Below are 15,821 nucleotides of genomic sequence, written 5' to 3' on the forward strand. Positions count from 1 at the left end.
CGTCCTCATAGTTTGATCAGCGCGTTCTCATCGCCGACGGTCTCCAGGGCGCGGTCGCGGATCAGTTCGGCGAGGGCGCGTGCGGTCGGATGGGTGAACAGGTCCTCCAGGGACAGCCCGATGCCGGTGAGCACCACCAGGCGGCTGCGCAATTCCAGCGCCGACAGGGAGGTGAGGCCGACCTCGAGGATGGTCGCCTCCACATCGATCTCGTCGTCGGCCAAATCGATGAGTATTTCCCGGATCTGGGACTTCACCAGCGTCAGCACCGCATCGACCTGCGCCGTGTCCGGCAACTCCAGCAGGCCGGCGCGCAGTGCCTCGGCAGCCTGCTCGCGCGATCGAATGTCGAACTCGCCCGCGGAGCCGGTGGTGTCCTGCTCCTCCTCGGAGCTTCCGCTCCAGTAGTTGCGCCGTTGAAATCGGTAGGTGGGCAGGTCGACGGCGCGGGCGCCGGAATCGGCGAACGTCGCGGCCCACCGCACGGGAACCCCCCGCGTCCACGCGCCGGCCAGCGCCCGCAGCAGGCCGCGCTCCTGCTGGTCGACGCCGCGCATGACGGGGATCGCCGCGCAGGCCGCGTCGGTCATGCACTCGTGACTCAGCCCGGACAGCACCTCGCCCGGCCCGACCTCCAGCAGCGTCGTGACCCCCGAGGCCAGCAGGAACTGGACGCCGTCGCCGAATCGGACCGGTTCGCGCGCCTGCCGCACCCAGTAGGCGGGCGACTGAAGTTCCGCCGCGGTCGCGAGTACCCCGGTGACATTGGAGACGAGCGGGATGCTCGAGTCCCGCAGCCGCACCGCCCCGAGCACCGCCGCGTACTCGGCCAGCATGCTGTCCAGCTGCGGCGAGTGGAAGGCTCGCTCGGCCTTGAGCCGCTTGATCCTTCGCCCACGTTCGCGCCAGCCGCGCGCCACCGCCAGCACCGCGTCCTCGGCGCCGGAGATCACCGTCGAATTGGGGCCGTTCGCCGCCGCCACCGCCACCTGGTCGGCGTATTCGGCCAGCGCGGCGGTCACCTCCTCGAACGAGGCCCGCACCGAGACCATGGCGCCCGGCGGGAGCGCCTGCATGAGACGGCCGCGCGCGGCCACCACGGCGACCGCGTCGGGCAGGGACAGGACGCCGCCGATATGCGCGGCGGCCAGTTCGCCTACGGAGTGCCCGAGCACGAAATCCGGTTGTACGCCCCAGGACTCGAGCAGACGGAACAGGGCCACCTCGACGGTGAACAGTGCGGGCTGGGTGTAGTCGGTGCGGTCCAGCAGAGTGCCGGCCGAGCCGAAGATCACCTCGCGCAGGGAGCCGTCGAGATGGGCGTCGAAGGCGGAGCACAGCTCGTCGAAGGCGGCCGCGAAAACCGGGAACCGGTCGTAGAGTTCGCTGCCCATCCCCAGCATCTGGCTGCCTTGACCGGGCAGCACGACGGCGAGCCGGCCGCGTTGGCGCGCCCGGCCCTGCACCGTGGCCGGCGCGAACGCGTCCTGCGCCACCGCGGCCAGACCCGCCGCGAAATCGGTGCGACTGTCCGCGATCAGCACCGCACGGTGCTCGAATGTCGCGCGGGTCGCGGCCAGCGAGTATCCGATGTCGGCCAGCGCGCGATCCGGATTCGCCACCAGGGCCTCACGCAGCGCGACGGCTTGGTCGCGCAGCGCGCCCGGCGATTTCGCCGACAGCACCCACGGTTGCGTGAGTACAGCCGGATCGGTTGGGCGATCGGGTGTTTCGGCCGTCGACTCCGGATCGTGCTCCAGGACGACATGCACATTGGTACCGCTGATGCCGAACGAGGACACCGCCGCCCGCCGGGGCCGCCCGGTCCGCGGCCAGGGCTGCGCGGCGCCGGCCAGCCGGACCGGGCCCACCGTCCAGTCGACGTGCGTCGACGGCTCGTCGACATGCAGGGTCGCGGGCACGGTGCCCGCCCGCATCGCCAGGACCGCCTTGATCAGGCCGGCGACCCCGGCGGCGGTCTGGGTGTGCCCCATATTCGACTTGATCGAGCCCAGCCACAGCGGTGACTCCTCGGGCCGATCGTGGCCGTACACCGCCAGCAGCGCCTGCGCCTCGATCGGGTCCCCGAGAACGGTGCCGGTGCCATGCCCTTCGACGACGTCGATGTCCAGGGGCGAGAGCCGGGCGTTGGCCAGCGCCTGCCGGATGACGCGCTGCTGGGCCCGGCCGCTGGGCGCGGTCAGCCCGTTGGATGCGCCGTCCTGGTTCACCGCGGAACCGCGCACCACGGCGAGCACGGGATGCCCGTTCTTGCGTGCGTCGGACAGTCTTTCGATCAGCAGCAGCCCGGCGGCCTCACCCCAGGCGGTGCCGTCGGCGCCGGAGGCGAACGCTTTGCACCGCCCGTCCGGAGCGAGCGCCCGCTGCCGGGAGAAGATCGAGAACGGCGCGGCGGTCGCCATCACCGTCACCCCGCCGACCAGCGCCAGCGCGCATTCGCCGGACCGCAGCGCCTGCGCGCCCTGATGCAACGCCACCAGTGACGACGAGCACGCCGTGTCCAAAGTGACCGCGGGACCCTCGAATCCGAACAGGTAGGAGATCCGGCCCGACGCGACGGCCGGCGCGTTGCCGGTCAGGGTGTAGCTCAGCCCGCCGGCCCACGACTCGGGGTCGGTGAGCGCGTAGCCCTGATCGTTCATCCCGATGTAGACACCGGTCGCGCTGCCGCGCAACGAGGTCGGATCGATCCGGGCCCGTTCGATCGCCTCCCAGGCGACCTCCAGCAGCAGCCGGTGCTGCGGATCCATCGACCGGGCCTCGCGCGGGCTGATCCCGAAGAACCCCGCGTCGAACCCGCCCGCGTCGGCGATGAACGCGCCGGTCCGCACCTCGGACGCGAAATCCGCGTCCGGGTCCGGATCGTAGAACGCGTCGAGATCCCAGCCTCGATCGTTCGGGAAGTCCGACATCAGATCCCGGCCCTGCGCCAGGGCCTGCCACAGCTCCTCGGGTGCGCGCAGCCCACCCGGGAAGCGGCAGCCGATGCCGACGATCGCGATGGGCTCGGACAGTCTCGCGTCCAATTCCCTTACGCGCTGCTGGCTTTCGTGGAGTTCGCGCGCCGCCTTCTTCAGGTACTTGCGAAGCTCCGCCTCGGTCGCCATCAGATCGAGCCCGCCGCACCGTAAGCCGCGGCCGAGCGCGGCTTGTCGATGAAGTCGAACAGCTCGTCGTCGTCGGCGCTGTCCAAGCTGGTCAGGACCTCGTCGGCTTCTTCGCCGCGCAGTGTGCGGAGCAGTTCGGTCAGCCTGGCGGTGATGTCGTCGAGCTCCGAGCGGTCGAGTTCGACGTCGGCGCAGACACCGCGCAGCGCGTCGATCTGCGCCACGATCCGCGCCGGACGGTCGTCGGCCGGGGCGATCTGCTGGCGCAGGTACCCCGCCAGCGCGCCCGGCGTCGGATAGTCGAACACGACGGTGGTCGGCAGCTTCGCTCCGGTCGAGGATTTGAGCCGGTTCCGGAATTCCACGGCGCTGAGCGAATCGAAACCCAGGTCCATGAACGGCTGGTCGACGCCAACCGCCTCGGGCGAATCGTGCCCCAGCACCGCGGCCCCGTGCGCTCGGATGATCTCCAGGATCAGCCGCTCCTGTTCGGTTTCGCTCTTCCCGATCAGGCTCGCCACCAGCTTCGAGGACTCGACCGACCCGCCGTCGGCGGTCCGCCGGCCGGCCCGCACCACCGCGCGCAAGGTGGCCGGCAGATCGTCGATGTTCTTGCGCAGGGTCGCGACGTCGATCTTGGCGGGCACGGCGGTGGCCTGCCCCAGGGTGAGCGCCGAGTCGAGCAGGGCCAGCCCCTCCTCGTCGGAGATCGGGAGGAAGCCCTCCCGATGGATCCGGGCGCGGTCCTGGGCGGTGAGGTGCTCGGTCATCCCGGTGGCACGTTCCCACAGACCCCAGGCCAGCGACGTCGCCGGCAAGCCGAGCGTGTGCCGGTGCTGGGCCAGCGCGTCCAGGAAGGCGTTGGCCCCCGCGTAGTTCGCCTGACCGGGTGAGCCGAAGACGCCGGCCACCGACGAGAACAGCACGAACAGCGACAGGTCGAGCTCACGCGTCGCCTCGTGCAGGTTCCACGCGGCGTCGGCCTTGGACCGGAACACGGCTTCGATGTGCTTCGGAGTCTGGCCGATGAACAGCGCGTCGTCGATCACACCCGCGGTGTGCACCACGGCGGTCAGCGGATGGGCGGTCTCGATGCCGGCCAGCACCGCCGACAGGGCGGCGGGGTCGGCGACGTCGCAGGCGGCGAAGCTGACCCGCGCGCCCTGCGCGGTGAGTTCCTCGGCCAGTTCGCGCGCCGAATCCGCTTGCGCGCCACGCCTGCTCACCAACAGCAGATGCCGGACGCCGTACCTGGCGACCAGGTGCCGGGCGACCAGGCCGCCCAGCGATCCGGTGCCACCGGTGATCAGCACCGTGCCCTCGGGGTCGAGCGCGCTGGGGATCATCAGGACGTTCTTGCCGATGTGGCGCGCGGAGCCCAGGAACCGGAACGCCTCCGGCGCCCGGCGCACATCCCAGGTGGTCACGGGCAGGGTGGTCAGCGCTCCGGCTTCGAACAGGCGGACCAGCTCGAGCATGATCTCGTGCAACCGGTCCGCGCCCGCCTCCATCAGAACGAAGTTGCGGTACCAGACCCCGGGATGGGCGGCCGCGACCTCGTCGGGATCGCGCAGATCGGTCAAGCCCATCTCGACGAAGCGCCCGCCGCGCGGCAGCAGCCGCAGCGACGCGTCGACCATGTCACCGGCCAGCGAGTCCAGCACCACGTCCGCTCCTCGACCGTCGGTCGTGGCCATGAACTTCGCCTCGAACTCGGTGGTCCGGGTGTTGCCGATCTGGTCCTCGTCGAAGCCCTGGGCCTTGAGCACCGGCCATTTCGGGGTGCTCGCGGTGACCAGTAGTTCCACGCCGAGATGCCGGGCCAACTGCACCGCGGCCATACCGACGCCGCCGGTGGCGGCGTGGATGAGCAGGGTCTCCCCGGCCTGCACCTGAGCCAGATCCACCAGGGCGTAGTAGGCGGTGGCGAACACCGCGGGTACCGCGGCGGCTTGCGCGAACGACCATCCGGCGGGCATCGGGACGAGGGTGCGGCGGTCGGTCACCACGGTGGAGCCCACCCCGGCGAACAGGCCCATCACCCGGTCGCCCGGCGCGAATTCGGTGACCTCGGACCCGACTTCCAGCACCACGCCGGAACCTTCGCCGCCGATCGGGGCGTTCGGGTCGGGGTACATGCCGAGCACGATCAGCACGTCGCGGAAGTTCATGCCGGTGGCGCGCACCGCGACCCGCACCTGATCCGGCCCCAGCCCGAAGGTCTCGACCGGGGTGAGAACCATGTTGTCCCCGCTGAGGGCGCCGGTGCCGAGCGCGGTGAGCGCCCAGTCCGTCGTGCCGGTGAGTGCCGCCGCACCGACGGTGTCGGCTCCCGCCCGGCCCACGCGCGGCGCGTGCAGTGCCGTCGCACGGACCGCCAGTTGCGGTTCGGTGTCCACCGCCAGCGCCACCGCGACCGCGTCCCGATAGTGCGTCCAGTCGTCGACGTCGACGACCATGATCCGGCCCGGGTTCTCGTTCTGGGCGCTGCGCAGCATGCCCCAGATCGAGCCGGCCGCGAGATCCGCTATGTCCTCGGCGCCGTGCACCGCCACCGCCCGCCGGGTGACCACCACCAGCGGGGTGTCCGGGGTTCCGCTCGCCAGCAGCGTCTGGACGCGGGTCAGGACCTCGGACACGCGCTCACGCACCACCTCCGCGGCGGAGCCGTCGGCGTCGGCGGTCAGCCGCAGGACGATCGCCGTGCGTCCGCCGCCTTCGTACTGCTCCACGTGCAGAGTGGACGACGACGCGACCTCGGCGCGGACCGAATCTTCCTCGGAGGCGTTGTCCGGCAACGCCGTCCACGCCCCCTCGGCCGGGGCGGTCTCCGGTCGCGTCACCGGCACCCAGCCCAGTGCGAACAGCGATTCGTCCGAGCTCGCCGTGCTGCCGCGCAGCTGATCCATCGACACCGCGCGGACCGTCAGCGCCTGCACGGTGGCCACCGCCCGGCCGGACGGGTCGGTCAGGACCAGGCCGATCCGATCGGCGCCGTCCGGCGTCACGCGCACCCGCACGGTGGTGGCGCCGACCGCGTGCAGTGCGACGCCCTCCCACGCGAAGGGCAGCCGGATCTCCCCGGCACCGGCGCTTTCCGCGTCACCGGTGAACGCCATCGCATGCAGCGCGGCGTCGAGCAGTGCCGGGTGCAGCCCGAAACGCGCTGCTTCCGAATGCGATTGGGCGGGCAGGGCGATCTCGGCGAACACTTCCCCGCCCAGCGACCAGGCGGCGCGCAGCCCGCGGAACAGCGGCCCGTACTCGTAACCGATACCGGCGAAGTTCTCGTAGAGCTCGGTCACCGCAATCGCCACCGCGCCGACCGGCGGCCAGGGCGCCAGGTCATCGGCGGGCACCTGTTCGGTGGCCGGCGCGAGCACACCCACCGCGTGACAGGTCCAGGTGCTCTCGGCCCCGAAGTCCTCGGCCACCGTCGCGGGCCGCGAGTAGATCGACACCGATCGCTCGCCGGACTCCTGCGGAGCGGCCGCGACGATCTGCACCTCCACGCCGTCCGTAGCCGGCAGGACCAGCGGTGCCTGCAGAATCAGCTCGTCCACCTGCGGGCAGTCCAGCAGATCGCCGATGTGCAAGGCCAATTCGACGAACGCGGTGCCGGGCAGCAGCACCGATCCGCTGATGGTGTGCTCGGCCAGCCACGGGTGGGTGTGCTGGGACAGCCTGCCGGTGAGCAGCAGCCCGCCGCCCTGCGCCGGTGTCACCGTCGCCCCGAGCAGCGGATGCTCGCTCGTGCCCAGGCCCGCGTCCCGGATATTCCCGCCGCCGAGCGGGCAGTCCAGCCAGTAGCGTTTGCGCTGGAACGGGTAGGTGGGCAGGACGACTCGACGCGCACCCGCCGCCGTGAGCGCCGCCGTCCAGCCGACGGAAGCGCCGGCGCCGTGCGCGGTGGCCAGCGCCGTGAGCAAACCGGTCAGCTCGTCGCGCTGCGGCCGGAGTACCGGCACCACGGTGATGTCGTCCCAGTCCGTGTCGGCGACGCAGTCCTGGGTCATCGCGCTGAGCGCGGCGCCGGGTCCGACCTCGACGAAGACTTTCGAGCCGCCGTGGCGGCGCGCCCACTGCGCACCCGCCAGGAACTGCACCGGCTCCCGCAGATGCCGGACCCAGTAGTCCGCGGAGTGCAGATCGGCGGTGTCGGCCAGCTGCCCGGTGAGGTTGGAGATGACGCCGAGCGTCGGCGTCAGGGGGGTCAGGCTCGCGCAGACCGCCCGGAATTCTTCCAGGATCGGGTCCATCAGCGGCGAGTGGAACGCGTGGCTGACGCGCAGCTGCTTGGTGCGGATTCCCTGTCCGGCAAGGGTTTCCACGATCCGCGCCACGGACTCGGCGACGCCGGAGACCACTACGGCGTTCGGGCCGTTGACGGCGGCGATGCTCACCTCGTCGGTGTGCCCGGCGAGCAAGGGCCGGACCTGTTCCAGCGGCGCCGCCACCGCGACCATCGCCCCGCCGGTGGGCAGCGACTGCATCAGCCGGCCGCGGGCCGCGACCAGTTTGCAGGCGTCGGCCAGTGACCACACCCCCGCGACATAGGCCGCGGTGATCTCCCCGATGGAGTGACCGATCACGTAATCGGTGCGCAGTCCCCAGGATTCGGTCAGGCGGTACAGCGCGACCTCGACCGTGAACAGGGCCGCCTGGGTGTAGGCGGTCTGATCCAGCAGCTCGGCCTCGGGGCTGTCCGGCTCGGCGAGGATCACCGCGCGTAGCGGGGTGTCGAAAGCGCCGTCGAAGTGGGCGCAGACCTCGTCGAAGGCCGCCGCGTACACCGGGTAGGCGGCGATCAGCTCCCGGCCCATGCCGACCCGTTGCGCGCCCTGGCCGGGGAAGAGCAGCGTCGTCTTGGTCACCGAACCGGCGACGCCGGTCACGACCGCGTCGGTGCGCACGCCGGTGGCCAAAGCTTGTACGCCGTCGAGCAATTCGGCGCGGTCGCGGCCCAGGATCACCGCGCGATGCTCGAAGGTGGCTCGGCTCGCGCTCAGCGACAGCCCGATATCCAGCGGTGCCAGATCGGGATTCGCCTGCGCGTGCGCGCTGAGCCGCTCCGCCTGCGCCGTCAGCGCCTCCGGGGAGCGCGCCGAGAGCAGCCACGGGATCAGCGGCATCGGAGTCGCGGTGGGTTCGATGACCTCGGCCGGCTCGGAGTCGGGTTCGGTGTACTGCTCCAGCACCAGATGGGCGTTGGTGCCGCTGATGCCGAAGGAGGAGACCGCGGCCCGGCGCGGACGGCCGTTGCGCGACCAGGGCCGCGACTCGGTCACCAGCCGCACTTCGCCGACCGTCCAGTCCACATGCTTGGACGGTTCGTCGACGTGCAGGGTCGGCGGCATGACGCCGTGCTCCATGGCCTTGACCAGTTTGATGACGCCCGCGACACCGGCAGCGGCCTGGGTGTGGCCCATATTCGATTTGATCGAGCCCAGCCACAACGGGTTGCCGTCGCGGCGCTCGGCGCCGTAGGTCGAGAGCAGGGCGTGCGCCTCGATCGGATCGCCCAGGGCGGTGCCGGTCCCGTGGCCCTCCACCAGGTCGATCTCGGCGGCGGGCACGCCGGCGTTGGCCAGGGCCTGGCGGATCACTCGCTGCTGGGCCGGGCCGTTCGGCGCGACGAGCCCGTTGGAGGCGCCGTCCTGGTTCACCGCGCTGCCGCGGATCACCGCCAAAATCGGGTGACCGTTGCGGCGCGCGTCCGAAAGGCGTTCCAGCAGTACCATGCCGACGCCCTCGCCCCAGGAGGTGCCGTCCGCGGCCGACGCGTAGGACTTGCAGCGCCCGTCGGCTGACAACCCCCGCTGCGCCGAGAAGCCCACGAAGGCTTCGGTGGTCGCGAACACGCACACGCCGCCGGCCAGGGCCAGGCTCGACTCCCGGGTGCGCAGCGACTGCACCGCCTGGTGCATCGCCACCAACGACGAGGAGCACGCCGTGTCCAGCGTGACGGCGGGGCCTTCCAAGCCGAGCGTGTAAGCGATCCGGCCGGAAGCGACGCTGGAGGTGCGCCCGGTCAGCAACAGCGCGCCGAGCCCTTCCCGGTCGCCGGTGATAGCCGGTCCGTAAGGAGTGGAGATCAGTCCGGCGAATACGCCGGTGTCGGAGCCGCGCAGCGTCGCCGGGTCGATGCCCGCACGCTCCAACACCTCCCACGCGGACTCCAGCAGCAACCGCTGCTGCGGATCCATCGCCATCGCCTCGCGGGGGCTGATCCCGAAGAACGCGGCATCGAAATCGGCGGCGTCATAGAGGAATCCGCCGTCACGCACGTACGAGGTGCCCTCTTTCTCCGGGTCCGGGTCGTAGGTGTTCAGATCCCAGCCCCGATCGGTCGGCCAGCCCGACACCAGGTCGCGGCCCTGCGCCACGACATCCCACAGGTCCTCGGGCGAGGCCACGCCGCCGGGGAATCGGCAGGCCATGCTGACGATCGCGATCGGCTCGTTCGCCCGCGCCACCGTCTCCTGCAGGCGCTGGTGGGTGGTCTGCAACTCGGTCGCTGCTCGCTTGAGGTATTTGCGGAGCTCTTCTTCGTTCGCCATGGGATACCGACCTCTAATTCGTGTGCTTTTCGGAAAAGGCTACGGACACCCGTGTAATTGCCCGGTAATCCTCGAGTCTGCGACTATTTCGACGTGCCTGATTACTCGGCAATTACCAGCCGCTGCAACGGGATCCGTTGACGCCGCGTACCAGGGCCCTTAGCCTCGGCTACCATGACCTCATCGCGTTCCCCGGGCCACTCGCGTTTACCGCGGATCGCGGTCATCGGGGCCGGCATGTCGGGTATCTGTATGGCGATCACATTGCAGCGTGCCGGGTTCACCGATTTCACGGTATTCGAGAAAACTTCCGCGATCGGCGGAGTCTGGCGTGACAATACCTATCCGGGATTGACTTGCGATCTGCCGTCCCGTATCTACCAGTTCAGTTTCGCGCCCAATCCGGAATGGTCCAGCTTCTTCTCACCCGGTGCGGAAATCGACCGATACCTGACCGACGTCGCCCATCGGCACAATCTCGAACCACATATCAGATTCGATACCGAAGTCCGTTCGGCTGAATTCGACGGCACCGCCTGGACCGTGCGCACCGACGACGGTGTGGAGATTTTCGATTTCGTCGTGTGCGCGACCGGAATTCAACACAATCCGCATATCGCCGAGCTGCCCGGCATGGCGAGTTTCGCCGGTTCGATATTTCATTCCGCGCGCTGGGATCACAGCGCGGAGCTGGTGGGCCGCCGGGTGGGCGTGGTGGGCACCGGCTCGACGGGCGTGCAGCTGACGACCGCGCTGGCCGGAAAGGCCGCGCACTTCTCCCTGTTCCAGCGGACCGCTCAGTGGATGCTGCCGGTGCCGAATCCCCGGTACTTCGATATCGCCCGATGGTTGCGCCGGCGGTATCCGGTATTGGACCGGCTCAGTTACCGGACCATCCATTTCAGTTGCGAATTCCTGTTCGACGCCGTGATCAACCCGGGATGGCGGCGCACCGCCGCCGCCTGGATCTGCCGGGCCAACCTGCGCCGGGTCCGCGATCGCGACCTGCGCCGGGCACTGACTCCCGACTACGTGCCGCTGTGCAAGCGCATCGTGGTGTCGACCAAGTTCTACCGCGCGGTGCAGCGACCGGATGTCTCGGTGGTCACCGACGCGATCGAGCGCGTCGAGCCGCGCGGGATCGTCACCGCGGACGGCACGCTGCACGAACTCGATGTCATCGTGCTCGCGACCGGGTTCGACCCACGCAGCTATATGCGTCCCATGAATTTGATCGGCACCCATGGCCGAACCATCCACGAAGAATGGGAATCCGGTCCGAACGCATTCGAAACCGTGGCGCTGCCGGGATTCCCGAATGTTTTCCTGATGTTGGGCCCGAACAGTCCGGTGGGAAATTTTCCGCTGACCGTGGTAGCCGAATGGCAGGCGCAGCACATCGTCGGCTGGTTGCAGCGCTGGAGCAACGGCGAACTCAGCACCGTCGAGCCGACCCGGGCGGCGGCCGAGGAGTATAACGCGAAAATCCGCGCGGCCATGCCGAATACGGTGTGGACCAGCGGTTGCCAGAGCTGGTATCTGGGCGCCGACGGCAGCCCCGATCTGTGGCCCTTCACTCCTCGTGCGCATCGCACGATGATGCAACGCATTCCGGACCTCGCGAATTATCACATCAGCACCCCCGCGCACCCTGCCCGCGTCGGCGAAATAGCGGAAGACTGAGTCGCCGCCAAACCCGTTCCCTGTACGGCTATTTCAGTTAGGATTACCGCCATGATCCACTGGTGGGGAAACATTCTCATCGCACGCCCGCGTGCGATTCTAGCGTTTGTGGTAGTCGCGATTATAGGCGCGGGAATTTGGGGCCTGGGGGTGATGAACCATCTCAGTCTGGGTGGATTCACCGACCCGGACAGCGAATCCACCTACGTCGACGAATATGTCGAGCAACATTTCGGCCGCATCGATGCCAGCGACCTCATCGTCCTGTACCGCCCGCAATCCGGTCAGTCGCTGGACGCACTCGGGCCGGCGGTGGCGGCATCCCTCGAGCACATCCCCCCGGATCGGATGGTCGCCACGCCGCGGACCTACTGGTCCATCCCGAATTCGGACCTGACCAAGCTGGCGTTCCGCTCCACCGACGGCAGCACCGGTCTGGCGACCTTCGCGTTCTCCGGTGACGAGGACGCCAGAATCCGCACCTACCTCGATGTTCGCGATCACCTGCGGATCCCCGGCGTCGAGGTCCGCTTCGGCGGTATCGCGGCGGTCGCCGACGCGTACAACCAGGAAGTGCTGACCAATGTGGTGCGCGCCGAACTGGTGTCGTTCCCGCTGATGCTGATCCTGCTGCTGTTCGTGTTCGGTGGCTTCGTCGCCGCCGCGGTGCCGCTCGCGGCGGCGGGATTGTCGCTGCTCGGTGCGTTTTTCGCGTTGCGCATGCTGCAGCAGTGGACCGAGGTCTCCGCCTTCGCCGCCAACACCGCGTCGCTGATCGGGCTGGGTCTGGCCGTCGACTACAGCCTTTTCATGGTCAGCCGGTTCCGGGAGGAGCTGCGCGCCGGGAGCAGCACCGAGGACGCGGTCCGCGCGATGATGGTCACCGCCGGTCGCACCGTCGCCACCTCGGCGGTGCTGCTGGCCTGCGGGTCGATCGGCATGATGTTCTTCGATCTGGCGTTGATCCGCTCCCTGGCCTACGGCGGGCTCGCGGCGATGACGATCGCGGTGGTGGTGTGCCTGACCGTGCTACCCGCCACCTTGCTGCTGCTCGGGCCGCGGATCAACGCCCTGGCGTGGCGGCGCGGAGTCATCGACCGGGTCGAGCAGCGATCGGTGACCTTCTGGGGCAACTTCGCCGACCGGGTGCTGCGGCGGCCCGTCGCGGTGTTCGCCGCGGTGACGGCGGTGCTGGCGGTCTGCCTGCTGCCGCTGTCCGGCATCAAGATCGGCGACGTCGACCACAACGGGCTACCCAGCGGTGCGCAGGCGCGCGTCACGATGGATCAGTTCTACGCCGACTTCCCGTTGGCCCGCACCGGCGCGAAAATCCTTGCCCAGCATGCGGACGGGACGCCGGCGAGCGCGTCGGAAGTCGCCGCGATCACTCGCGCGGCCGAACGCGTGCCCGGTGTCTTCCGGGTGGAAGCGGTGGGCGGCCCCGACTCCGGGGTGATCTACGCCCGGTTGACCGACGCCGAACGCAGCCCGGCCGCGCAACAGACCGTCGACAAGTTGCGCGCCATCGCCACCGAGCCGGGGACGGCACTGAAAGTCGGTGGTACCACGGCGGTTTCCCAGGACGGCATCGCCGCCACCAAAGAGCGGATCCCGGCGATGCTGGGATTCATGGTGCTGGCCACCTTCCTGGTGCTGCTGCTGAGTTTCGGGTCGGTGGTGCTGGCGGTGAAGGCGGTGCTGATGGCCGCCATCAGCCTCGGCGCCACCTACGGGGTGCTGACGTGGATCTTCGTCGACGGCCACGGGGCGGGATTGCTGGACATCACGCCCAGCCCGATGTTCGCGCCGATCGCGCTGATGCTCTCGACGCTGGTGTTCGGGCTCTCCAGCGATTACGAGGTGTTCCTGTTGTCGCGGATGGTCGAATCGCACGTCGACGGCGACGACACCGACACGGCGATCCGCAACGGCATCGCCCACACCGGCCGAGTCGTCACGGCAGCGGCGTTCCTGCTGGTCGCGGTGACCGTGGCCTTCTCGCTGACCTCGCTGACCATGATCCGGCTGATCGGTGTCGGCGTCATCGTCGGCCTGCTCATCGATGCCACCATCGTGCGCATGCTGCTGGTCCCGGCCAGCGTGAAACTCATGGGCCGAGCCAACTGGTGGGCCCCCGGGCCGCTCGCCGCCATCATGGCTCGCGCCGGCCACTCGCGGGTCCGCACTCCCGCGCAACAGCACGGGCTGCTCGAGTCCGCCGACAGTTCGAGTTCCTGATCCGACGAGAAGCGCTCCCGCACACCCTCTTCCGGAGGGGGTGCGGGAGCGCTGGTTCGTCACCGGGTCAGGCCGGGACGCCGGACGGGTAGGTGGACTCCCCGGCCTTGTCGGTGCGAACGTCTTCCGGGGCCACCGACCGCAACGCCGATTCCGCCTTGAGCATCATCTCGTCGAACTCCGCGGCGGCATCCGAATCCAGCAGGACCGCGCCGCCCGCGCCGGCCCGCAGCAGACCGTCGTGGATGACCGCGGTGCGGATGACGACGTTGAGGTCCGCGGTGCCGTTGGCAGCCAGGAAACCGAGTGTGCCCGAGTAGATGCCGCGGGCCTGCGTCTCCAGTTCGTCGGTGATCTCGATCGACCGCAGCTTCGGCGCTCCGGTCATGGAACCGCCGGGGAAGCAGGCCCGCAGCGCGGCGATCACGCTTACTTCGGGTCGTAACCGGCCGCGAATGGTCGACACCAGCTGGTGCACCGTGGCGTAGGACTCCACCCGCATGAACCCCGGCACCGACACACTGCCGATGTCGCAGACCCGGCCCAGATCGTTGCGCAGCAGGTCGACAATCATGAGGTTCTCCGCACGAGTCTTGGCGCTGCCGGCCAGTTCCCGCGCGAGGGCCAGGTCGACGTGCGGATCGTGATCGCGCGCGGCGGTGCCTTTGATCGGCTTGGACTCCACCACGCGTTCCGGCGAGACCCGCAGGAAGCGTTCCGGCGAGGAGCACAGCACGTGCAGTTCGCCGAATCGCAGGTAGGCCGCGTGCGGTGCCGGGTTGGTGCGGCGCTGCCGGCAGTACAGCTCCAGCGGGTCGCCGCGAAACGGCGCCTCCACCATGGTGGTCAGGCAGATTTCGTAGCTCTCCCCCGCGTGCAACTGATCAATGCACTGCTCGACGTTGTGCTCGTAGGTTTCCCGGGATTGCACCAGCCACGGTTCCGGGTCGAATCCCAGCACCGCCGATCTCGGGGGCGTGCCCTCGGCGGCCGACCACCCGGAGATCCGTTGCGTGGTCTGCGCGAGCCAGTGCCCGGCGCGCCCGGCGGCACGCGGCTCATCGGGGAACATCGTGACCACCCAGGTGCTGTCGTCCTCGTGATCGACGACGACGAGGCGGTCGGCCGACATCCACAGCGCGTCCGGATACGACGACACATGCTTGTTGGGCGACCCGCACTCCTCTTTCAGTTCATAACCGAAGTAACCGACGTAACCGCCGGTGCAGTCGAACGGCAACTCCGGGGTCGGCGGCAAGGCGCGCTCGGCGAGACGCCGATCCAGCACCTCGAACACCGAGCCCTGCTCGGTCCGCGTCGCACCGCCGGCGGCGCGCACGCCCACCACGCCCGAAGCCACGTCATAAGTGAGGGTTTCGCCGAGCGGGCCGTCGGCCGCACCCAGATAGGAGAAGCGCGACAAACCTGGCTCGACGCGGCTGCTGTCCAGCCAGAACGAGTGCGCGGCGTTCGCGAACAGCGTGCGGTACACCCGCTCGGTATCGACCGCACCGTCGATCCGCCGATGTTCGACCCGCCAGCGCGCCGCGGGTAGCGCGGGCACGGCGTTCGTTTCCGCGCGAAAGTCGCTGGGCCCCAGCGCGGTACCGTCGCTGTCCGCACCCACCAGCGCCCGGAAGTTCTCCAGCAGCCGCGCACCGTGCTCGGTGGCGATCGACTCCGGATGGAACTGCACTCCCCACCACGGCTCCCGCAGGTGCCGCAAACCCATCACCACGCCGTCGGCCGACCACGCGGTGACCTCCAGTTCCGGCGGCAACGGCGATTCGACACACAGCGAGTGATACCGCACGGCCGTGAAATCTTGGGGAATGCCGGCGAACAGGTCGGCACCGCTGTGCCGGATCTGTTCCAGGTGACCGTGCCGCGGCGCCGGAGCGCGCACCACCTCCGCGCCCGCGACGTAGGCCAGTGCCTGATGACCCAGGCACACGCCGAGCACCGGAAGCCCGGTGCGGCGGATCAGATCCAGGCTCATCCCGATATCGCGCGGCGTGCTCGGGGTGCCCGGACCAGGCGAGATCACCAGGGCGTCGAACTCGCCGGGTGCAATCGTGCGCAGCGCCTCGTCGTCGTTGGTGTAGACCACGGGTTCGCAGCCGTAGACCGCCGCCATCAGCTGAAAGAGGTTGTAGGTGTAGGAGTCGTAGTTGTCGATGAGTAGCGTCCGCATATCAGCTCCGGCTCTTGT

General features: G+C 69.4%; 5 protein-coding genes. 2 read left to right on the forward strand and 3 right to left on the reverse strand.

Annotated features, from left to right (window positions below; genetic code table 11):
• Window positions 1–5: 5 nt before the first annotated feature.
• Both BJ987_RS04055 and BJ987_RS04060 read right to left on the reverse strand, forming a co-directional pair.
• Entirely contained in the window at window positions 6–3,128 is a 3,123-nt protein-coding gene (locus BJ987_RS04055; protein WP_209884809.1) for a type I polyketide synthase, read from the reverse strand.
• On the reverse strand, window positions 3,128–9,688 hold the full coding sequence (locus BJ987_RS04060; RefSeq protein WP_209884811.1) for a type I polyketide synthase: 6,561 nt from the start codon (window positions 9,686–9,688) through the stop codon (window positions 3,128–3,130). Before BJ987_RS04060 ends, BJ987_RS04055 begins: the two co-directional genes overlap by 1 nt.
• Before the next feature lie 174 nt (window positions 9,689–9,862).
• Between BJ987_RS04060 and BJ987_RS04065 the strand changes: the two genes are divergently transcribed.
• Window positions 9,863–11,371 (forward strand): flavin-containing monooxygenase, encoded by a 1,509-nt coding sequence (locus BJ987_RS04065; RefSeq protein WP_209884813.1) that lies wholly within the window; start codon window positions 9,863–9,865, stop codon window positions 11,369–11,371.
• 153 nt (window positions 11,372–11,524) lie between these two features.
• On the forward strand, window positions 11,525–13,609 hold the full coding sequence (locus tag BJ987_RS04070) for an MMPL family transporter (RefSeq protein ID WP_209884815.1): 2,085 nt from the start codon (window positions 11,525–11,527) through the stop codon (window positions 13,607–13,609).
• 67 nt (window positions 13,610–13,676) lie between these two features.
• Here BJ987_RS04070 and pabB read toward each other — a convergent pair whose 3' ends face one another.
• Window positions 13,677–15,803, reverse strand: coding sequence for an aminodeoxychorismate synthase component I (gene pabB / locus BJ987_RS04075; protein ID WP_209884817.1), 2,127 nt, complete (start codon window positions 15,801–15,803; stop codon window positions 13,677–13,679).
• Between the last annotated feature and the right edge of the window lie 18 nt (window positions 15,804–15,821).

Origin of the sequence: Nocardia goodfellowii (assembly GCF_017875645.1) — a bacterium.
Taxonomy (GTDB): domain Bacteria; phylum Actinomycetota; class Actinomycetes; order Mycobacteriales; family Mycobacteriaceae; genus Nocardia; species Nocardia goodfellowii.